This is a genomic window from Cryobacterium sp. Hh11, assembly GCF_004404045.1.
Classification (GTDB): domain Bacteria; phylum Actinomycetota; class Actinomycetes; order Actinomycetales; family Microbacteriaceae; genus Cryobacterium; species Cryobacterium levicorallinum.
This window is the reverse complement of record NZ_SOHF01000019.1, coordinates 62,816-81,716: the sequence shown is the minus strand read 5'-3', so window position 1 is coordinate 81,716 and position 18,901 is coordinate 62,816. Positions and strand designations below refer to the sequence as shown.

General features: G+C 65.9%; 21 protein-coding genes. 8 read left to right on the top strand and 13 right to left on the bottom strand.

Features of this window, described 5'->3' with window-relative positions; all coding sequences use genetic code 11:
• Positions 1–11 precede the first annotated feature (11 nt).
• Together E3T46_RS08695 and E3T46_RS08690 are read right to left on the bottom strand one after the other, a co-directional pair.
• Positions 12–413 carry an ankyrin repeat domain-containing protein gene (locus E3T46_RS08695; RefSeq protein ID WP_198419155.1) on the bottom strand — a complete coding sequence of 134 codons (402 nt, stop codon included), beginning with the start codon at positions 411–413 and terminating at the stop codon, positions 12–14.
• A 335-nt stretch (positions 414–748) separates the two neighbouring features.
• Entirely contained in the window at positions 749–1,933 is a 1,185-nt protein-coding gene (locus E3T46_RS08690) for an ATP-binding protein (RefSeq protein WP_134578248.1), read from the bottom strand.
• A gap of 171 nt (positions 1,934–2,104) precedes the next feature.
• Between E3T46_RS08690 and E3T46_RS08685 the strand changes: the two genes are divergently transcribed.
• A complete protein-coding gene (locus E3T46_RS08685; RefSeq protein ID WP_134444007.1) occupies positions 2,105–2,881 on the top strand; it encodes an alpha/beta fold hydrolase in 777 nt (258 codons plus the stop codon).
• Between the two features lie 3 nt (positions 2,882–2,884).
• Here the strand turns inward: E3T46_RS08685 and E3T46_RS08680 are convergent, their stop codons facing one another.
• Complete coding sequence (locus E3T46_RS08680; protein ID WP_134578247.1) at positions 2,885–3,316, bottom strand: VOC family protein; 432 nt, start codon at positions 3,314–3,316, stop codon at positions 2,885–2,887.
• A gap of 225 nt (positions 3,317–3,541) precedes the next feature.
• Here E3T46_RS08680 and E3T46_RS08675 point away from each other — a divergent pair, with 225 nt between their 5' ends.
• The gene (locus tag E3T46_RS08675; protein WP_134578246.1) at positions 3,542–5,416 is read left to right on the top strand and encodes a DEAD/DEAH box helicase; all 1,875 of its coding nucleotides are present in this window, start codon (positions 3,542–3,544) and stop codon (positions 5,414–5,416) included.
• Between the two features lie 53 nt (positions 5,417–5,469).
• Here the strand turns inward: E3T46_RS08675 and E3T46_RS08670 are convergent, their stop codons facing one another.
• The 6 genes from E3T46_RS08670 to E3T46_RS08645 form a co-directional block, all read right to left on the bottom strand.
• On the bottom strand, positions 5,470–6,501 hold the full coding sequence (locus E3T46_RS08670; protein ID WP_134578245.1) for an NADPH:quinone reductase: 1,032 nt from the start codon (positions 6,499–6,501) through the stop codon (positions 5,470–5,472).
• Between the two features lie 35 nt (positions 6,502–6,536).
• Positions 6,537–6,917: a hypothetical protein gene (locus E3T46_RS08665; RefSeq protein ID WP_241980548.1), complete on the bottom strand. Its 381-nt coding sequence runs from the start codon at positions 6,915–6,917 to the stop codon at positions 6,537–6,539.
• Positions 6,918–7,037: 120 nt separating this feature from the next.
• Positions 7,038–7,652 (bottom strand): DUF1992 domain-containing protein, encoded by a 615-nt coding sequence (locus E3T46_RS08660; RefSeq protein ID WP_134578244.1) that lies wholly within the window; start codon positions 7,650–7,652, stop codon positions 7,038–7,040.
• On the bottom strand, positions 7,649–8,128 hold the full coding sequence (locus E3T46_RS08655) for a GNAT family N-acetyltransferase (protein WP_134578243.1): 480 nt from the start codon (positions 8,126–8,128) through the stop codon (positions 7,649–7,651). The genes E3T46_RS08660 and E3T46_RS08655 overlap by 4 nt, the downstream gene beginning before the upstream one ends.
• Positions 8,129–8,481: 353 nt before the next feature.
• Positions 8,482–8,664 carry a hypothetical protein gene (locus tag E3T46_RS08650; RefSeq protein ID WP_134578242.1) on the bottom strand — a complete coding sequence of 61 codons (183 nt, stop codon included), beginning with the start codon at positions 8,662–8,664 and terminating at the stop codon, positions 8,482–8,484.
• Between the two features lie 212 nt (positions 8,665–8,876).
• The gene (locus E3T46_RS08645) at positions 8,877–9,290 is read right to left on the bottom strand and encodes a SprT-like domain-containing protein (RefSeq protein WP_134578241.1); all 414 of its coding nucleotides are present in this window, start codon (positions 9,288–9,290) and stop codon (positions 8,877–8,879) included.
• A 379-nt stretch (positions 9,291–9,669) separates the two neighbouring features.
• Here E3T46_RS08645 and E3T46_RS08640 point away from each other — a divergent pair, with 379 nt between their 5' ends.
• Positions 9,670–10,308 carry a hypothetical protein gene (locus E3T46_RS08640; RefSeq protein WP_134578240.1) on the top strand — a complete coding sequence of 213 codons (639 nt, stop codon included), beginning with the start codon at positions 9,670–9,672 and terminating at the stop codon, positions 10,306–10,308.
• Positions 10,309–10,313: 5 nt separating this feature from the next.
• Here E3T46_RS08640 and E3T46_RS08635 read toward each other — a convergent pair whose 3' ends face one another.
• The gene (locus E3T46_RS08635; RefSeq protein ID WP_134578239.1) at positions 10,314–10,874 is read right to left on the bottom strand and encodes a hypothetical protein; all 561 of its coding nucleotides are present in this window, start codon (positions 10,872–10,874) and stop codon (positions 10,314–10,316) included.
• 158 nt (positions 10,875–11,032) lie between these two features.
• Between E3T46_RS08635 and E3T46_RS08630 the strand changes: the two genes are divergently transcribed.
• Together E3T46_RS08630 and E3T46_RS08625 are read left to right on the top strand one after the other, a co-directional pair.
• Complete coding sequence (locus tag E3T46_RS08630; protein ID WP_134578238.1) at positions 11,033–12,310, top strand: histidine kinase; 1,278 nt, start codon at positions 11,033–11,035, stop codon at positions 12,308–12,310.
• Positions 12,301–12,957 carry a response regulator transcription factor gene (locus E3T46_RS08625; protein ID WP_134578237.1) on the top strand — a complete coding sequence of 219 codons (657 nt, stop codon included), beginning with the start codon at positions 12,301–12,303 and terminating at the stop codon, positions 12,955–12,957. Before E3T46_RS08630 ends, E3T46_RS08625 begins: the two co-directional genes overlap by 10 nt.
• A 40-nt stretch (positions 12,958–12,997) precedes the next feature.
• Here the strand turns inward: E3T46_RS08625 and E3T46_RS08620 are convergent, their stop codons facing one another.
• Positions 12,998–13,651 (bottom strand): YigZ family protein, encoded by a 654-nt coding sequence (locus E3T46_RS08620; protein ID WP_134578236.1) that lies wholly within the window; start codon positions 13,649–13,651, stop codon positions 12,998–13,000.
• Positions 13,652–13,718: 67 nt separating this feature from the next.
• Positions 13,719–14,708: a DMT family transporter gene (locus E3T46_RS08615; RefSeq protein ID WP_134578235.1), complete on the bottom strand. Its 990-nt coding sequence runs from the start codon at positions 14,706–14,708 to the stop codon at positions 13,719–13,721.
• 73 nt (positions 14,709–14,781) lie between these two features.
• On the opposite strand from E3T46_RS08615, the gene E3T46_RS08610 reads away from it, so the two are divergent.
• Positions 14,782–15,336: a CGNR zinc finger domain-containing protein gene (locus E3T46_RS08610; RefSeq protein ID WP_174845388.1), complete on the top strand. Its 555-nt coding sequence runs from the start codon at positions 14,782–14,784 to the stop codon at positions 15,334–15,336.
• A gap of 51 nt (positions 15,337–15,387) precedes the next feature.
• Positions 15,388–15,885 (top strand): nucleoside deaminase, encoded by a 498-nt coding sequence (locus E3T46_RS08605; RefSeq protein WP_134578234.1) that lies wholly within the window; start codon positions 15,388–15,390, stop codon positions 15,883–15,885.
• Here the strand turns inward: E3T46_RS08605 and E3T46_RS08600 are convergent.
• A complete protein-coding gene (locus E3T46_RS08600; RefSeq protein ID WP_166790222.1) occupies positions 15,882–16,034 on the bottom strand; it encodes a zinc-binding dehydrogenase in 153 nt (50 codons plus the stop codon). The two genes, E3T46_RS08605 and E3T46_RS08600, sit on opposite strands and share 4 nt — an antisense overlap.
• A gap of 827 nt (positions 16,035–16,861) precedes the next feature.
• Here E3T46_RS08600 and E3T46_RS08590 point away from each other — a divergent pair.
• The gene (locus tag E3T46_RS08590; protein WP_134578232.1) at positions 16,862–18,838 is read left to right on the top strand and encodes an HNH endonuclease signature motif containing protein; all 1,977 of its coding nucleotides are present in this window, start codon (positions 16,862–16,864) and stop codon (positions 18,836–18,838) included.
• Positions 18,839–18,901 lie beyond the last annotated feature (63 nt).

The window sequence follows — 18,901 nt, the reverse complement described above, 5'->3', positions numbered from 1 at the left end:
CTTCCTGGCTTTCAGTCGCGCGGGTACGACTCGATGATCTCGCGCATGCGCGGCAGCCCGAACTGGTCGGCGATGGCGACGCCACTGTGTGTGCCGAGGCGAGGGTCTGCATCCGCTTCGAGGAGCAACTTCAGAATCGCCTCATTGTTGCGAAAGACCGCGCACGAGATGGCGGTTTGGCCCATCGCATTAATTGCGGATGCGTCCGCCCCGCGGCGCAGCAGGTCCGCGACGGTCTCGGGGTGCTGCTGATAGGCCGCGACGATCAACAGCGTGTCTCCGCGCGGGTTGACCATATTGATGGGTACCCCGGCGTCGAGCATTTCACCCAGCGGACCGGTCAAGCCGTCGCGGGCGAGGTCGAAAACGCCCTCGATGACCTGCGGGCTGGGCCCGGATGTGTTCTCGTTCACTGACTGCTCCCGCTCGCTAAAATGTGTCTCCAGCATAACCGGGGCCTGCCACCACCACCCGGCGAGCGCCGAGCCGTCGAGCCACCTGGCAGGCGACTCGCGCGTTGGCACCCGTTGCGATGCCGTCATCCACGATGATCACCACCCGACCCTGGAGCGCGACCCGCTCCCGACCGCCACGAAACAGGGTTTCCCTGGCGTGGCAGGGCGTTCCGCAGCACGCGACCCCGGGCGTGGACGGCCTGTTTGTCGCCCAGAATAGTCTTCGCGCACCACTGCGAATAGGGCAGTTCGAGCGAATCCGGGGAACCGGCGCGCCGGCATCGACGAAACGGTTAGTCGCTTTGTCGGACGATGAAACCGGACATGCCGGGCACTGTAAAGGCGACATAACCCCGTTCGGGCGTGTAAATGTGCCCACTTCGGATCAGGTCTCGACGGTTGACGGAAAGATCGGTGGTGCGCTTTTTTTGAAGCCTGGTGACGAGTTCGGCCATGGACGAGGGGGCATCGTCATCGACTGCCATCGCCGACATAAAGGCACGCTGGGTGGGGGTCGCTCGTTCCCATCTCGATTGGTAAAGCCCTTGTTCAACCTCAATTCGTGCCGCCTCAATGCCGATTCGGGCATCGTCCAGGTTGATAATGTCTGTTGCCCGAACGGACCACACATGACTTCCGCACGCTTGGATGAAATAGGGGTACCCACCGGTGGCCGTCACTGCGGAGTCCAGGGCATCGACATCCCACGCGACTCCGTGAGCGCGTGCGGGGCCAGTGAGCGCGTCCATGGTTGCGGCCGTGTCCAGCAGTCCGATCTGTCGGTAATCGTAGAGCCGCTCCGCGTAGCTCGTCGCATCGGCGAGCACCGCGGGGAGGGAAGGTAGTCCGGCTCCGACAAAGACGACCGGGACGGGAAACACATCCTGCCCGAGGTTGTGCAGGGCAACATTCAACGCGGCGAGGTCCTCGGTCGATGCCTCTTGAAGTTCATCGACTGCCAAAAGGAGAACCGAGTTTGCTTCACGGGCGGCCAGTCCGAGAGTTTCCAACAGCTCCTGCAGGTCAACGGCCAGATCTCCGCTGTCGGCAACACCGCGCTCGGGTTCGATGTCGAATGCGAAGGAGTAGGTGCCAGACGGGTCAACCCGCACTTGGAACGAACGCAGAACACGTGCAGCTCTCGACCACAGCGCCCGAGCACGGTCTGAAGTCGAGAGGAGACGGCGCAGAGCCAAGTACAGTTCCTTGGCCAATGCGGCGGCCAAGGGTTGACTACTCGAGGCTTCAACCTTGACGAAGATGAGCTTGAGATCGGCGGCATCACGCCCCAGCTGATTGAGCAAAACGGTCTTACCCACTCCGCGGAGCCCGGAGAGAATCCAAGGTCGTTCCCCCTCGCCGGATTCTCGCGCCTGGTAGAGCCGGGTTCGGAATTCGCTCAGGAGGGCGGCCCGACCAGCAAGTACCGGCGGAACTCTTCCAGCACCAGGCCTAAAAGGATTCGCAGAAAGGTCCATAACTAAAACAATATATCTCTGAGTAAACGTTTTGTTTACTCATCCATATTATTTATTAGAATATGCGTGACGCGCGGGTACGAGTCTGAATCGATGGGACGCCCGCGAGAACTCACTAGTCCGGGCGACTCTGGGGAACCGGGGCCGCGGCATCCGTGGTGAAATGGGGGAATGTCGCACCGAACCGCCCCCGAGCACCTTTTCGTTCTGTCGCCGGACGGCGTGCAGCTCGCCACCTACGAGCTCGGCGACCCGGAGCACCCGACCGTGTTCGTCGTGCACGGCTTCGCCTCGAGTGCGATCGCCAACTGGCACGCCACGGGATGGACCCGTGACCTGACCCGGGCTGGCTTTCACGTGATCGGCATCGACCAGCGCGGCCACGGCGCCAGCGACAAGCCGCACTCCCCCGACGCGTACACGATGGAGCTGCTCGTCGCCGACGTCGAAGCCGTACTCGACGCGTACCTGCTCACCGAGGTGCGCTACGTCGGCTACTCCCTCGGTGCACGGGTCGGCTGGCAGGCCGCCCGCGATCTCGGCGGCCGCATCACGCACGCCGTTCTTGGCGGCATCCCCGACGGTGACCCGCTCAAACGCTTTCAAATAGCGGATGCCCGCGCCCACCTCGAACACGGAGCCGACGTCACCGACCGGCTCACCGGCGCCTACCTCACGATGGCGAAGGCGTTGCCGGGCAACGATCTCGCGGCCCTCGTCGCCCTCGTCGAGGGTATGCGCGGCGGCCCGCAGCCCGGCGCTGCGAACGCCCCAGAGCAGCCACTGCTGTTCGCGACCGGAAGCGAAGACAGCATTCTGGATGCGTCGCGCGCGCTGGCCGAGGTGACGCCGAACGGTGGCTTCTTTGAGATTCCGGGCCGCAATCACTTCAACGCGCCAACGTCACGCGCCTTCCGCGAGGCGGCAATCGCGTTCCTGAAGGCTTAGGCCCTAGCCGAACGAGACGGTTCCATCGTCGTCGACGTGCCAGCCGGGGTTGTGCGCGATCTCCCAGATGACGCCGTTCGGGTCGGCGACGTGGCCGTGGAAGATGCCGCCGAACGCGCCGTCCTGAGCGGGCTTGAGTACGGTACCGCCAGCGGCCGCCATCGCCGCAACCGTTGTGGTGACTTCGTCCCGGCTGTCAAGGTTGTGCGAGAGGGTGACGCCGGTCGCGCCGGTGGTCGTGTGTTCGCGGTGCAGGTCTGCGTCGAATTTCTCGGCATCGAAGAGCCCAAGCATCAGGCCGGGTCCGACCTGGAAGAACACGATCTCACCGGGAACGTCCACGAGCGGCGTCCAGCCGAGGCCGTCGCGATAAAACGTGCGTACGGCCTCGAGGTCGCTCGTGGCCAGGGTAATGAAGTTCACGCGTTGTTCCATGGGTCCAGTCTCACAGAGGCGCCCGTGCTGTGAACTAGCCCCGGGGTGACCGCCGTCGACCGTTTCCAGACCGGTCCGATACCGACCCTATTGGCCGCGGTCCGGATGGCCCAGACGAGCAGACGTCGGCGGAAGAAAGCGGATGCTGCGGCCCCGGGCATCCGCTCTAAGGGTCGTCGACGAGCCTTTACACCGGGGGCCCTGTCTTCGACTACCGTTGGTACTATGACCGCACCAGACACCACAGCGCAGAACGAGGCAGAAACTGCCACTGCAACCAAGACATTTGCCGATCTCGGGCTCAATGACGCCATGCTCAAGGCGCTCAAAGCCGTCGGCTACGAAACCCCCTCGGCCATTCAGGCCGCCACTATTCCCCCGTTGCTGAAGGGTCTGGACGTTGTCGGACTCGCCCAGACCGGTACCGGCAAGACGGCCGCGTTCGCGCTGCCGATTCTGAACCGGCTCGACCTGTCCCAGAAGAACCCGCAGGCCCTCGTGCTTGCGCCCACGCGTGAGCTCGCGCTGCAGGTCTGTGAGGCGTTCGAGAAGTACGCCGCCCACATGCGCGGCGTGCACGTGCTGCCGGTCTACGGCGGACAGGGCTACGGCCAGCAGCTGTCGGCCCTGCGCCGTGGGGTGCACATCGTCGTCGGTACTCCCGGTCGAATCATGGACCACCTCGCCAAGGGCACCCTCGACCTCTCAGAGCTGAAGTTTTTGGTGCTCGATGAGGCCGACGAGATGCTCAACATGGGCTTCGTCGAGGACATCGAGACGATTCTCGCCGATACCCCAGACGACAAGCAGGTCGCACTGTTCTCGGCCACGATGCCGGCTCAGATTCGCCGCATCTCCAAGAAGTACCTGCACGATCCCGAAGAGATCACGGTCAAGAGCAAGACCACGACCAGCGCGAACACCACCCAGCGCTACCTGATGGTGTCGTACCCACAGAAGCTCGATGCGCTCACCCGCATTCTCGAGGTTGAGAACTTCGAGGGCATGATCATCTTCGCCCGCACCAAGAACGAGACCGAGTTGCTGGCCGAGAAGCTGCGTGCGCGCGGTTATTCCGCCATGGCGATCAACGGTGACGTGCAACAGGTGCAGCGCGAACGCACCATCAACCAGCTCAAGAGCGGCAAGCTCGACATTCTCGTCGCAACGGATGTCGCCGCTCGCGGCCTCGACGTCGAGCGCATCAGCCACGTGGTCAACTACGACATTCCCATCGACACCGAGTCGTATGTGCACCGCATCGGCCGTACCGGCCGTGCGGGCCGCTCGGGCGCAGCGATCAGCTTCGTCACGCCGCGCGAGCGCCGCCTGCTCACCGCGATCGAGAAGGCCACCCGCCAGCCACTGACCCAGATGCAGCTGCCGAGCGTTGAGGACGTCAACGTGACGCGCCTGACGCGCTTCGACGACGCCATCACCGCGGCGCTCGACGAAACCGACCGCATCAGCAAGTTCCGCGACATCATCGCGCACTACGTGTCGCACCACGACGTGCCCGAGGTCGACGTGGCTGCGGCCCTCGCCGTGGTCGGACAGGGCGAGACGCCCCTGCTGCTCTCAGCCGAGGATGTTCGCGCCCAGCAGCGCCTCGAACGCGACGAGCGGGTCGAACGCTCCGAGCAGCGCGGCGATCGTCCGGAGCGCGGCGGCCGTTCGGACCGCCCCGACCGCTCAGACCGTTTTGGTCGCGACGACCGTGGCAGCCGGGACGATCGGGGCAGCTACGGCGCCCGCGACGATCGTCCGGTTCGCAGCGAACGCCCGATTCGCTCCAGCGGCAAGCCGATGGCCCAGTACCGCATCGAGGTCGGCAAGCGTCACAAGGTGGAGCCGCGTCAGATCGTCGGCGCCCTCGCCAACGAGGGTGGCCTGAGCCGCGACGACTTCGGCCACATTAAGATTCTGCCGGAGTTCTCCCTGGTCGAGCTTCCCGCTGACCTCGCGGGCGACGTGTTCTCCAAGCTGGAGAACACCCGCATCAGCGGCAAGCTGATCGAGCTGCGTGCCGACAAGGGCGGAGCCTCACGCTCCGCCGAGCAGGGCGACCGCCCGCCGCGCGCTCCGCGCCGCGAGTACTAGAGTCTGAACTCGAAAGCCCCCTCACCGTTCGCGGCGAGGGGGCTTTCGCGCTTTCAGGCCCGCGATACGTCGATGAGCACCTTTCCGGTGACCCCGCTTTCGACGAGGGCGTGGGCATCAGCGGTGTGGGCCAGTTCGAAGCGGTGCAGCGGCAGTCCCGCATCCGATCCGACGGGCAAAGCGCCGTCAACGAGGGCTTCGTTGATGGCGGCAGCGGCCTGCTGCACGACCTCGATGCCCACGGTGTAGAGCAGTACGAACTGGTAGCGCACGTTGAGACTGAAGTGTTTACGCACGTCGAGGGTCATCTGGTCGCCGCCGTTGTTGGCGTAGACGGCGATCGATCCGCGGTTACGGATGACCGCCAGGTCGAGTTCGGAGTTCTGGGCCGGGGCTACCTCGACGATGAGGTCGACGCCGTCGGGTGCGATGGCTCGGATTTCAGCGGCGACATCGGGGGCGGTGTAGGTAAGCACATGGTGTGCGCCGGCTGCCGCCGCGAGCGCTGCCTTGGGCGGCCCGCTCACCGTCGTGATCACGGTCGCTCCTGCCCAGCGAGCGAGCTGGATGGCGGCATGGCCGACGGCGCCTGCACCACCCGCGACGAGCACGATCCTGCCGTCGAGCGCGCCGGGATGCAGCCGCCGCGGTCCATCCTCGGCGACAGTGAGCGCCCGGTAAGCGGTGATCGCTGGCACACCAAGGCACGCGCCCTGGTCAAAACTCGCCGAGGAGGGCAGCAGAAAGACGCGTTCGGCCGGGAGCACGGCGTATTCCTGGGCGGTTCCGCCGGCGCCCCGCTGGTAGGCGGCGAGGGCGAGCCAGACGCGATCGCCGACGGCCACATTCGAGACACCGGAGCCGACCGCGTCGACGAGCCCGGAACCGTCCTGGTTCGGGACCACGTCAGGGAACGCGAGGGATTCCCCCGGGCGCGCGCCACGGCGCGACTTCCAGTCGGTCGGATTCACCCCGCCCACCGCGATTCGCACGCGCACTTCACCGGCTCCGGGCTCACTCACCGGCCGATCAACCAAGTGGAGCACGGACGGGTCACCGGTTTCGCTATACACAATCGTCTTCATGTGAAACCCAACGCTTGAGGCGCAGGAATGTTTCCCTAAAGCGCGGTTCGTTCGATCGTGGCTTCCAGGTTGGTGCGAATAGTGCTCATGGTCTCACTGAATGCCTGGTCGATATCAATGTCGAGCTTGCCGGCCAGCACGAAGGTCCACCAGAGCGATTCCGCCAGCTTGTGCTTCAGTTCGGCGGTCGCGTCGCCGTCGATCGGCCAGGTTCCGTCGTGGGCGAGCAGCAGGCGGCCGATGTAGCCGACATCGTTGGTGTATCCGATCGCCATTTCGTTCAGCGACCAAGTCTTGCCGTTGAATCGCTGTTCGAGAATTTCGTACAGGGCGCGCACGCTCAGGGCCTCGGTGCTCGCGGCGCTCAGGCCGGTGTCGGGGGTGTTCGTCGGGCTGTGCGTCGGGCTGTTCGTCATCGTGCGGCTTTCTGGTGGGCTGTCCAACGTTACGCGACGCTGCTGCGCGAGTACCGACATCCGTCAGCATCGGCCAACCAGGATGCGCCCTCTAGCTGCCAACGACCGACGTGCTGCAAGTCAGCGCGAACGGGCGCGGCGGCGCTCGCGCCAGGTCATGGCGGCGAGCGCCGCTGCCTCATGCTCGCGCTGCTGCCGGGCTGCCTCGCTGCGGACGGCGCGGCGCTCCCGCCAGAGCGACAGCTGTTCGGCCACATCGCGGGTGGGCGTGACCACCGGCGGCCCGCCCTGCAACTGCCGCCGTGCGGCCACGACGCGACTGTTGAAATCGTTGAGAATCTCGGTCACCGCGGCCTCGGACTGTGCGCCATCCAGCCGGGCGTCGAGCTCGGTGTTCTCGGCGCGCAGGGTGAGGGCGGGCGGCCCGAGCCCGGTGATCTTCTCGCTCTCGATCTTCTGGCGGATCCACCAGTCCGGGTCGTAGCCGCGGTCGAGGTTGGTGAGCGGCTTGCCGGCCCCGGGCAGGTTGTCGAACTCTCCGCGGCGAATGGCCTGTTGAATGGCCATTTCAACGTACTGGGCGCGGGCTTCCATCATGGATTGCCCTGTCGTGTTCTGCTCGGGCTGGTTCTCCGACGACGCAGGCCTGTCTGCCGGCTCGGGCGGCAGCATCCGCTCAATTTGGTATCTGGCCACATTCAACCGTGCGTCGCTGCGGTCTTTCTTCCCCGTCATGAGGTCGCCGGGGCGGCCAGCGAACGGCGCATGCTGAAGTTGGTCAGGCGCACGCCGGCGAGCACGGGGTATCGCTGCTCCAGAACGACAAAGCCAAACCGTTCGAAGATGGGCCTCGCGATGAGACTGGCGTTGGTCGACAGCTCGGCGAGACCCAGCTCACCGGCCCGTTCGAGTGCGCTGGCCAGCAGCGCCGAAGCGACGCCACGCCGACCGAAATCGGGATGAACGAAGAGCATGTCAATGTAACCCTGGTCGTCGAGATCAGTGAATCCAATGACGTGGTCGTCGCTGGTCGCAACCACCGTCGAGGTCCGTGCTCGTTTGGCGGTCCAGGCGAAGATATCCATGTCGTGCGAAGCCCACGCGGCGATTTGTTCGGGCGTGTATTCGCTGCTGGCGGTGACTCGAATGGCACGCAGGAACACGTCGCGGGTCGCCTCTCCGTCGAGCACCGTGAACGGGCGAATGAACATGGCACCGAGACTACCAAAAGGGTGCAGCCTGCTGCTCAGACCATCCTGAGGTAGCCCTGCGCGAGCTGGCGCTCGGTCCCCGCGGAGGTTTTCGCTTGGTGCCCCCAGGCAGATTCCGCCCCATTCGCTCGCAGTCTCCGCAGTTGCGGCGGGCGAATCGAGACGGGCGGCTCAGAGCCAGCGCGGGGCGGGGCGAACCTTGGGTCTGCCAGCGCTCGCGGCCGGGAACGCGTGGCGCTGCCGTTTGCTGCACACGACGGCGGCCTGCCAGCCGCGCGAGCCGCAAACCGCAGCGCCGAGCATGCAACGGCGCTGTAGCGGATGCCGCGTCCCGCGCTGGCCGTGTCTGCCGCCTACTCCGGGCTCAACAGCCACGGGGACGCAACGAGAACGACGCCCGAATCGAGCAGCACCCGATAGTTCTTCGGCCCGCCCGACTCCGGTTCCAGCAGTCGTTTCGCACCGGGAAACCGCACGGAATACAGGTTCCCATCGGCATCCGCTCTGAAATGGTATCGAGTACGGGCGACTTTCATGACCGTTCCGATATGCACTCCGTCGCGGTAGCAATTCGGTCCCCCACCACGATGGTCGGGTCCACGGGTGGTGGTTCCACCCTGGCGATCGGTGGGGCACTGACCCGACGCACTGAGGCCATCGGGATAGTCCAGAAGAGGCTATCGCTCGTGTTGAAAACGGTTCAACGAGTTCGAGCCACCGAAATGATCAGACCGCTGGTGCGCTCATCCTAGGAAATAACGAGGTCCCCCACCGCGAGCGGCCCGCTGGTCACGTCCGCCCGGATCGGCGCCAGGGCTCGTGCGACGGCCAGCTGGGCGGCCTCCTTCGCGTCGTGCGCGGGATTGCGCGCCGTGCGCTCCCCCGAGTGCCCGAGTGAAAGAGCCATGCGTTTCCAAACGGCGTTGTGTCCCTGAATCGGCCCGACCAGCGCGTGGGCGATCTCGTGCAGCAGGGCCTGGGTGACCTCATCTTTCTCGGCAGAGCGAGCGAAGGTTTCGCCCAGCCGGATTGTGCGAGTGAGGTGGTTACAGAGCGCGAGGCGCCGGGTGGCCCGGTCGAACGTGAACGTCCAGCCCGTGTCCCGAAGGCCGTGGGTCGCCATCAGGGCGAGTGCGGTCTCCCGCGCAGTGGTCAGATTCATGCGACATCCGCTGCGTGGGGTACGGCATCATCGGGCAACGGCATCCGTCCTTTCTCTCAGCGGAACTTGTCCTCTTTAACCCCGATCGTGGAGGATTTGTGGTGCGTCGCGCCGAGGTGCCAACAAACGCCCCTTGGCCCATTCCCGTTCCACGTGAGGTGCCAACAAACGCCCCTTCAGAGCTCGCCAAGGGGCTTTTCTTGGCCCCTCACATGTGCAGCGCGGCTGCCATGGGGCCATTGTTGGCACCTCTCGGGCGAGGTGCCAACAAACGCTCCATGGCATTGCCGACCTGACAAATCCTGCCGAGGAATCAAGCGCACCAACGCGGCCCTGACCTGGCGGAGCCGCAAAGCGAGCCGACTGATACGTTGCAGGCATGAGTCAAACGACCGCGCCGAACTCTGCGACGCTCCCCCACGGTTGGCTGCGACTCGACCGGGCAGGCTGGTGGGGCACCTTCGCTACCACCCCATGGACCGGCGTTCTCGCGGTCATCGCGCCGCTTCAGCTCGGGAACGCGATCGCTCAAATCCTCGACATTTCGCCCTGGTGGGGATTTCTGATTGCCGTCGGGGCGTTCCTGCCCGTGTTCTTCGTGCTGTATCTCGTGCAGCGACTGCGCTACCCGCAGCCCTGGGTGAACTTCGACACCGACGAGCTGCGTTCGGGTCGCCGCGTCGTGCCGCTGGCCGACATCACTTGGGCCCGCCTCGATCTGTTCGACCTCAAGCGCTCGCACACCCGCATGCTCACACTCCGGTTCGGCGCCGCCGGCGGCCCGCGGGCATCCGTTCGTCTGCGCGGTCGCAAGGGGCAGCCCCCCTCCGCCGCGGTCACCGCGGTCGTCGCCGATATTGTGCGGCGATCGTCGATAGTCGTGCCGCAGTCGCCCAATGACCCCACCGGGCGCTTCGCCCGCTACAACTTTCCCGGGTCGCTCAACCGGGAGGACGCCCTCGAGGTCGTGCTGAACCCGCCAACAATGGACGATCCGGCGCCGGTGCAACTCATGTGACTGCGCTATCGCACTGGTGTGCAGGCGGTTGCGGAACGCTGAGTGATAGGGCGGGGCCAGATCGTATAGGACACAGCCCAGAACAACTCAACGCCGCAGATCAGCAGCAGGATTCGATACCGGCCTTGCAACTCTGATGTCTGCGTGGCGTTGCCGACCAACCAAACCAAGCCCACCAGTACGAGGGCAGAAATCGCCGCAGCGAGAAGGGTGCGTGCCATGTCCTTCCAACACGCCAGGGTGTAATCCGCCCCTGAAAGCCGAATAGGCGCCGGACCATCGGCAAACCGATGGGCAAAGTGGATGTCAGCCCAGCGGATCATCTGATGGCCGTACGCGACCGAGAAGCCGACATAGACTGCGGCCAGTCCATGAGCCCACTCCGCCTCGGCCCCCGACCGAAGATGCACGGCGGTCGTGATCAGGAGCACGAGGTCGATGACGGGAGCCATCGAGGGCAGGGCGAGACCGAAGCGGGGTGATTTGAGAATGTAGTGGGCGAACAATCCGAGCACGATGACAGCCCAGAACCCAATTTCACAGACGACGATAATTCCCAGGATCACGACCTACTCCGTTCCAGGACTTCGCTAGTTTGTTCTGCGTTGATCCTTCCTCCATGGTTGCGGCGGCCCCGGGGTCTTCGTCGTCTCCACTTTTAGTTGCAGGCGAAGCAGACCACGGGTGGAGGCCGGGCTGGAAGCACGACCGTACGCTGGGGAGAATGATCCCCCGGCCCCCTCCCACCGAAACCAACGCAATCGACTCCGCACAGGCTCCGCGACTGCGGCCCTGGTCGCGCATCTGGCGGTACCTCGCGACCGCCCTGGCTTCCTTTGTCATCCTGGTTCTGGTGTTCGCCGACTATTCGGGGGCATTCTCCGACGCCCAGGTGTCGGAAGATCTGCTCGGCGGTCTGATCCTTCTGGACTTCGTCCTCGGCGCGGTCGCGCTGTGCCTGCTCCCGCTGCGTCACCGGCACCCGGTATTGATCGCCGCCGTGACCGCTGCACTGTCGGCCGTGTCGGCGTCCTCGTTCGCGGCAGCCATCTGGGCTGCCATTTCGATGAGCACCCGGCGCCGCTGGAAAGGCGTCATTGTCGTCGGCGTAATCTGGGGCCTGGCCACCGTCTTCTACGAGATGATCGTGCGGGCCAGCCTGGCCGATCTCATTCTCTATCCGACACCGTGGGCATCCGGTGGTCTGGCGATCGCCATCTACGCCATTTGCGTGGCCACCGGGTTCTACATCGGAGCGCGCCGCGACCTGCTGGCCACCCTCCGCGAGCGTGCCCTAAACGCCGAACGAGAGCAGACACTTCGCGCCGCGTCAGCCCGCGGCGCTGAGCGCACTCGCATCGCCCGCGAAATGCACGACGTACTCGCCCACCGCATTTCCCTCGTCGCCCTGCACGCTGGCGCATTGACGTATCGAACGGACCTCACGAGGGAGGAGACGGCGCAGGCAGCCGGCATCATCCAGGACAACGCCCACCTCGCCCTGACCGAGCTGCGGCAGGTGCTCGGCGTGTTGCGCGGCGGGCAGGCCACTACTGGGGCGGGGCAACCCGAACCGGCCCAGCCGACGCTGGCTGACCTTCCTGCACTGCTGGCCGAGGCGCGCGAGGCTGGCACAAGGGTGACACTAGATGAAACGGATGCCCCCGGTTCGGCCGGGTCAGACCAGGTAACGCCGGGGCCGTCTCAAACCGTGTCCCGCACCGCCTATCGCTTCGTGCAGGAGGCACTCACCAACTCGCGCAAACACGCGCCGGGTCAGCCGGTCACCCTCCGGCTCGAGCGCATCGAAGACCAGCTGCACCTCGAAGTGCGCAATGAGGTCGCCACCCCCAGCATTCGGTCACGCGGGACCGACGCAACCGGGAGCGGCGTCGGCCTGATCGGTTTGCAGGAACGCGCCGAACTCGCTGGCGGCCGGATAAGGCACGGCATCGAACCGGATGGCTCGTTTCTTCTGCAAGCATGGTTGCCATGGACCTGACCGTGCGTGTTGTGCTCGCCGACGACGACGCCTTGGTGCGAACCGGCCTGCGCCTGATCCTCGGCGGAGACCCGGCGATCGAGATCGTCGGGGAGGCCGGCGACGGGCTCGCAGCGCTGGAACTCATCGGCCGCGAGGCGCCCGACGTGGTGCTCATGGATATCCGTATGCCGCGAATGGATGGTCTTGCGGCCACCCGCGCCCTGCAGGAGCGCGGCGATCCGGCCAGGGTGATCGTGCTGACGACCTTCGACACGGACGATATGGTGCTCACCGCGCTGCGGCACGGTGCAGCGGGTTTTCTTCTGAAGGACACGCCACCGGCCGAGCTCGTCGCCGCCATACTCCGGGTAGCCAACGGGGACCCGATGCTGTCCCCGAGCGTCACTGCACAGCTCATCGCGAGGGTGATTCGTGCGCCGGACGACCGGCAGCAGCGCGCCCAAGCCTTGCTCGGCCGACTCACCGAACGCGAAACCGAGGTGGCGATCGCGATCGGGCGTGGGCTGTCCAATGCCGAGATCGCCGCCGAGCTGTTCATGGGCGTCGCGACGGTTAAGACCCACGTCGGTCATCTGTTCACGAAATTGGACGCGGCCAACCGGGTGCACATCGCCCGGTGCATCCACGACGCCGGCCTCGCCTGACGCCAGCCGTCCCGGCCGCAAGTCGGATCGAATGGCATGGTCATGCCGGGACGTCGACCCATTCGTGGCCGACCGACTCGAGTTCGGCGCTTCCGGCCGTCACCCCCGCCACGACCGCGGCGAGCCGTTCGGGGTCATCATCGGCCAGCCGGAGCACCGCTTCGCGACCGTAGTCTGTGCCGAGCACGAGCACGCCCCGCTGGCGCAGTTCGGCCTCGATACGACCGGCATCCGTGTGGGACAGCGCGAGCGTGAACAGTTCACGGCGATCACGCCCGACGACGAGCCCCCGGGAGTGCGCCGAGTCGATCGTGGTCAGCACGGCCTCGGAGTAGGCGCGCACGAGTCCGCCGGCACCGAGCAGGGTGCCCCCGAAATAGCGCGTGACAACGGCCACACAGTCGACGAAGCCACGCCCGGCCAGTGCCTCGAGCATGGGCCGGCCCGCCGTTCCCGACGGCTCACCGTCATCATTCGAGCGTCGCACCTGGTCGGGAGCACCGCCCGGCCCGAGGACGAACGCCGAGCAGTGGTGGCGAGCCTTCCAGTGCTCCGAGCGGGCTTCTTCGACGGCGGCGTGCGCGCCGTCCTCGGTTTCGGTGCGCACTATGCGGCAAAGGAACCGGGACCGTTTGACCTCGATCTCGCTGTCAATGCGGCTGCCGACGCCGCCGCGCAGGGTGAGATCGGACATGAGCCCAGTCTCCCTCATGACCGGTAGTGTTCCGAGCGTCACCTCGTCGCGCTCGACGGCTAACGACTCAGTGAGTGGATGCCGCGGCCGTCGCCTCCCCGGTGGTGGCGGCCGCGGTGTCGTGATGGAGCGGCGCTATTGATGGCAGGGCCTCGGCCCGCTCGGACCGCACCGCAGCGATTCCACCGAGGATCAGCAGCCCGCCGAGTAACTGCAGCGGGCTGAGCTGCTCGCCGAGCAGCAGCCACGCGAACAGCGAGGCGAAGACGACCTCGAGCAGTCCGACGAAGGACGCGAGCCGGGAGCCGAGCACGCCGGCCGCGGTGATTCCGGTGCTATATGCGACCGCGGTGCTGACGAGCACGAGCAGCACCAGCGGCACCCACCACGGCGCCAGCGCGCCGAACAGCGGCAGGTCGCCAAAGGTTGCCGTGATCGGCAGCAGGCCGGCAACCCCGAGCAGACCGAGAATGAAGCCGCCAACGATCAAGCCGAAGGCCGCGAGCGCGACGGCCGGCAGGTCGCGGTCCGGGCGCGCGGCAATGAAGAAGTAGGCGGCGCAGCCAATCGCGGCGAGAAACGCGAAGGTCAGGCCGATCGGATCGACCGCCTGGATCGCTCCGGGGCCGATCACCAGCACAAGGCCGCCGACTGCGAGGGCCGAGCCGAGAAACACGGCCGGACGGGGCATCCGCTTGGAAACGGCCCAGGCGACGCCGACCAGAATGAGCGGGGCTAGAAATTCGATGAGCAGCGCGGTCGAGACCGGGATGGTCGAGATGGCGGCGAAGTAGGCGAGTTGAGTGCACGCCACGCCGACGACGCCCATGCCGAGTACCCTCCAACGCCCGAGCCATAGGGCGGCCCAGCGCCCCCGCAAAGCCATGACGGCCAGGGGCAGCAGCACGAGTCCGGCGGTGAAGGCGCGAACCGTGACGGCGGCGGCCGGCGACCATCCGGCCTCGAGCAGGGGCTTGACGAGCGCGCCGGAGGTGCCGAACGAGACGGCCGAGAGCACCGCGACGGCGAGGCCGCCGGGGATCGACGTCAGCTTCACGGAGGCGCCCTTCTGTCATGGTCTAAACTGCTTTACACCACTGACAGTACGACCGAGTGCATTAGGAGTCAACTTGCATTTTGCCCCTGACACCGAGGAGGCTCTCGAGTTCGTGGTCATGCTCTGCGATACCGACGCAGGGGCCTCCCGCAGCGGTCGAGACGAGCTCGAAACGCTCGCCGATCTCGCCGCGCTGCTCGCCCCGATTCCGTTCACCGGGCGCATCGACGGGGATGGCGCCGAACTGCGCGATGTACGGCAGACTCGAGCCCTACTCCGTCGGGTGTGGACCCTGGGCCGCGACGACGCGGTGATCGAGGTCAATCGCATGTTGCGCGAGGCTCGCGCGCTCCCCCAGCTCGCGCGTCACGATGTGTCGGACTGGCATCTGCACGCGACCGTGCCCGAAGCCCCGCTCGGCGAGCGCATGCGCGTCGAGGCGGCCCTGGCGTTGATCGATGTGATCCGCAGCGACGAAATGGGTCGCTTGCGCATCTGCGACGCGGATGCCTGCACCGGCCTGGTTCTCGACCTGTCCCGCAACGGGTCCAAGCGTTTCTGCAGTGTGCGCTGCGGCAACCGCATGAACATGATCGCCTTCCGCGAGCGTCAGTCCGCCGAAAAGTAGCTGCGAGGATGATTAGGCTTGAATCTTTCCCCCATTGAGAAAGTGACTCTCATGACTGACCTCAGCACGGTATCCAGTTCCGACGAAGCGCATCTGCACCACGCGATCGAAGTCGCCCGCGCCTCCCGTGAAGTGGGCAACCACCCCTTCGGAGCGATCCTCGTCACGAGCGAAGACATCATCATCGAGGGTCAGAACACCGTCGTGACGCTTGGCGATCCGACCGGGCACGCCGAGATGAACCTGGTACGCATCGCGGCGACGCTGCTCGCCCGGGACGCCCTGCGCTCGAGCACCCTGTATACGAGCACCGAACCGTGCGCCATGTGTTCGGGAGCGATCTATTGGGCTGGCATCGGCCGCGTTGTCTATGGGCTGCCCGAAGAACAGCTCGCGGCGATGGTTCCGCTGCAAGACGGCGAGGCCACCATGGATCTGCCCTGCCGCGAGGTGTTCGCCCGTGGCGGCAACAGCGTGACCGTGGCCGGTCCGGCCCTTCTCGCCGAGGCTGCCGAAGTGCACGCTGGTTTCTGGGACGCCCGTAATTAAATCTCGTCCTGCACGTGAATGACGACGTTGCCGATCTTTTGACCGGCCGTTACGTAGAGGTACGCCTCTCGAATCTGGGCGAGTGAGTAACTGCGGTCGAACAGAGGGTGAAGTTCGCCGGTCCCGACGAGCCCCTTCAGGAACAGCACGTCTCGTATACGACGTTGAGGCCGGAATCTCGGCCACGAGACCGCCTTCGGCGATGGTCAGGTACTCAGCGTGGCCGCCGAATTTCACGCCGTTGTAGCCGAAAACCCTTTGGCCGACCGTGAATGATGTGACGCCAGCCCCGACTTGCTCGACCAGCCCCGCGAATTCGCAGCCGAGAATCGTCGCCCGCGGCGCCCGCAGCCCAATCAACAGCCGAACGAAATACGGTATCCCACTCAGAAAGCCGCAGTACGTGCGGTTCACTGTGCTCGCGATCACGCGAACCAGAAGTTCGTCCGCCTGCGGCACCGGCATCGGAACCGACTCCACATGCACGACGCTCGGTGGTCCGTAACGGCGGTAGACGGCAGCTCTCATGCAGCACAGCGTACCCGCGCGCAGCCATGTGCTCCCGAGATCACTCGGTAGCAAATTCCGCGAGTGGATGTCGGTGGCCACCCACCAGCAGCGCGCCATCTCAACGTCCAGTCCGGTTCAACCCGGTGACCGCGCCATCGCAAAATCGAGCGATGCACCCTTTTAGTTGCCGCTAGTGGATAGTCGCGATCACGTCTGTCCGTCCGCGTGCGGCTCCGGGCAGGTGAATTGCCGGCGAGGTCGTTCGGGCCAGCGTCCTCGGGTGGGCCAACGCCGGGAGCGATTTTGGTGCTGAACACCGGTTCGGGGTGCCCAGCGCGGCCATGTTCCGCTATCTAACGGCCCGCAAAACATTTCTTTGGGTATTCTTTGGCGAATTTCGTCGGTTTCGTGCTTATAAGCATGAATCTTCCTCGGGAATGTCGGTGGTCGGGTGTTGGGTTGAATCATGAGCAACGTAGCTGTGGAACTCACCCGGGCGGCGGCCGCTGTCGCCGCGCTCGGTGGCTCCAGCGCTGAATTCGCGGGCTTGTCGGATGCCGAGGTGCTCGCGGCGCGTGGCCCGATTGCGCAGCTGCTGCGACTGAGCAACACGGTCGCAGCCCTGCTGGCGGGCACGATCGCGCACCGGTCCCGACCCGAGGTGGGCCAGTCGGGCTTGTCGACGCGGCACGGGTTTGGCAACCCAACCATGATGGTGCAGGACGCCACCGGCCTCAGCCGCATCGAGGCCGGCCGACTGGTCGCCGTCGGCGTGCTCATGGGCGAGACCGAAACCGCTGAACGCCGCGCGGCCGACGCCGCCCGGGCGGCGGAGCGGACTGCCCAAGCCGCTGAAGAGGCCGCAGCGAAGGCTGAGCGGGAGGCCGCTCGCGAGGCGGAGCGGGCGGCGGCCTGGGCGGCGCTGCACCCGGATCTGCCGCCGCTGCCCGTGACTGTGCCGCGCCCGGTTCCGCCGCTCGCACCGGCAGCGCCACTGGTTCCGGTGGTGGTGCCGTGGCAGGCGCCGATCATGCACGCCGTCGCCGACGGCACATTCTCCCCCGGCGTCGGCGACGCCTTACTGCGGGGTCTGGGCACGTTGGATCAGGCGATCACCCCCGAGAAACTTGCCGCAGCGCTTCGCGTGTTGCTCGTTGCGGCGCCGGGAATGAACACCGAGCAGGCCTACAAATGGGCCAGGCGCATGCGGGACGACCTCGACGCGGCGGGCATTCTGGCGCGGGAGAAGCAGGCTCGCGACGACACCACCTGGTCGCTGTGGCGGCGTGCCGACGGCATGGTGACCCTGCATGCGCTGTTTCCGCCGGAGCAGGGGGAAATGTGGATGGCAACCTACGACGCGCTGACCAGCCCGCGTCGCGGCGGGGTGCGGTTCGTCGACCCAGAACGAGCCGCCTGGGCGCAGAGCGTGAAGGACGACCCGCGCACCCTCGACCAGATCGCCGCCGATTCCTTCACTCAGCTGCTCAAGCTCGGCGCCGACGCCGACCCCAACACCCTGTTCGGCGGTCGCCGACCGGTGGTGCAGATCATCGTCACCGAACACGACCGCCCCACCACTATCTCCGAACATGCCGCCCCTGCCGCTGGCCTAGCTCCGACCGCTGCCCCTGCCGCGCGCTCGGGTGCGCCAACTACCATGGCGCCCGCTCCGGTCGCACCCGCCAACACGGGCGCGACAGGTGCCCCGAGCACCGAGCGCACCGAGCGCACCGACGAGGCGCCCAACGACACGCTAGCGGGCAACGGAACGGGCCGGATGACGGAAGCTCGTAGGGGCACTGAGACCCTACTCGGTACCGAACCTGCCAGCACCCACCCCGCTTTCGGATACCTCGAGGGCAACCCCGCACCGGTATCCGCCGAGACGATCGACCGGCACCTGTGCGACACCGGCTACCTCGGCATCCTCTTCAGCGAAACCAGGCAACCCCTCAACGTTGGACGAGACCAACGCCTCTTCAACCGTGAGCAACGCCGTGCTCTCGCGGCGCGCGACGGCGGATGCCGCTGGCCCGGCTGCGAAAAACCCCCTTCTTGGGCAGAAGCCCACCACATCGCAAACTGGTCTGATCAGGGACTTTCCAACATTGATCATGCCATTCTGCTCTGTCGTCTGCATCACATGCTGCTCCATAACCGACACTGGAAGATCTGGCTCCGCGACGGCGAGTACTGGCTGCAACCCCCGATCCAGATCGACCCTGAACAGACACTCATCCCCCTCCCCAGCAAGAACCCACTCATGCAGGAACCGCCCGAACTCGACCCGCCGACGCTGTGCCCGCCCGTGGCTGGTCCCGTAGACGGCGGCGAGTCGCGGGATGGCGGTCTCGACCAGCTCGACCAGCTCGACCAGCTCGACCAGCGCAGAGGGGACGACCCGACACCGGGTCACCCGCACGACGATTACCAAAACTAGGCGTTCCCCTACTCGGCACTCCCGAAGCCAGCACTGTCGACAACCACGAGATGGCGGTCTTGA

What these genes read in the sequence shown, in the direction of transcription:
- E3T46_RS08690 (WP_134578248.1), bottom strand. Translation starts at nt 1,933, where the DNA reads ATGGACCTTTCTGCGAATCCTTTTAGGCCTGGTGCTGGAAGAGTTCCG.
- E3T46_RS08685 (WP_134444007.1), top strand. Translation starts at nt 2,105, where the DNA reads ATGTCGCACCGAACCGCCCCCGAGCACCTTTTCGTTCTGTCGCCGGAC.
- E3T46_RS08680 (WP_134578247.1), bottom strand. Translation starts at nt 3,316, where the DNA reads ATGGAACAACGCGTGAACTTCATTACCCTGGCCACGAGCGACCTCGAG.
- E3T46_RS08675 (WP_134578246.1), top strand. Translation starts at nt 3,542, where the DNA reads ATGACCGCACCAGACACCACAGCGCAGAACGAGGCAGAAACTGCCACT.
- E3T46_RS08670 (WP_134578245.1), bottom strand. Translation starts at nt 6,501, where the DNA reads ATGAAGACGATTGTGTATAGCGAAACCGGTGACCCGTCCGTGCTCCAC.
- E3T46_RS08665 (WP_241980548.1), bottom strand. Translation starts at nt 6,917, where the DNA reads ATGACGAACAGCCCGACGCACAGCCCGACGAACACCCCCGACACCGGC.
- E3T46_RS08660 (WP_134578244.1), bottom strand. Translation starts at nt 7,652, where the DNA reads ATGACGGGGAAGAAAGACCGCAGCGACGCACGGTTGAATGTGGCCAGA.
- E3T46_RS08655 (WP_134578243.1), bottom strand. Translation starts at nt 8,128, where the DNA reads ATGTTCATTCGCCCGTTCACGGTGCTCGACGGAGAGGCGACCCGCGAC.
- E3T46_RS08650 (WP_134578242.1), bottom strand. Translation starts at nt 8,664, where the DNA reads ATGAAAGTCGCCCGTACTCGATACCATTTCAGAGCGGATGCCGATGGG.
- E3T46_RS08645 (WP_134578241.1), bottom strand. Translation starts at nt 9,290, where the DNA reads ATGAATCTGACCACTGCGCGGGAGACCGCACTCGCCCTGATGGCGACC.
- E3T46_RS08640 (WP_134578240.1), top strand. Translation starts at nt 9,670, where the DNA reads ATGAGTCAAACGACCGCGCCGAACTCTGCGACGCTCCCCCACGGTTGG.
- E3T46_RS08630 (WP_134578238.1), top strand. Translation starts at nt 11,033, where the DNA reads ATGATCCCCCGGCCCCCTCCCACCGAAACCAACGCAATCGACTCCGCA.
- E3T46_RS08625 (WP_134578237.1), top strand. Translation starts at nt 12,301, where the DNA reads ATGGACCTGACCGTGCGTGTTGTGCTCGCCGACGACGACGCCTTGGTG.
- E3T46_RS08620 (WP_134578236.1), bottom strand. Translation starts at nt 13,651, where the DNA reads ATGTCCGATCTCACCCTGCGCGGCGGCGTCGGCAGCCGCATTGACAGC.
- E3T46_RS08605 (WP_134578234.1), top strand. Translation starts at nt 15,388, where the DNA reads ATGACTGACCTCAGCACGGTATCCAGTTCCGACGAAGCGCATCTGCAC.
- E3T46_RS08590 (WP_134578232.1), top strand. Translation starts at nt 16,862, where the DNA reads ATGAGCAACGTAGCTGTGGAACTCACCCGGGCGGCGGCCGCTGTCGCC.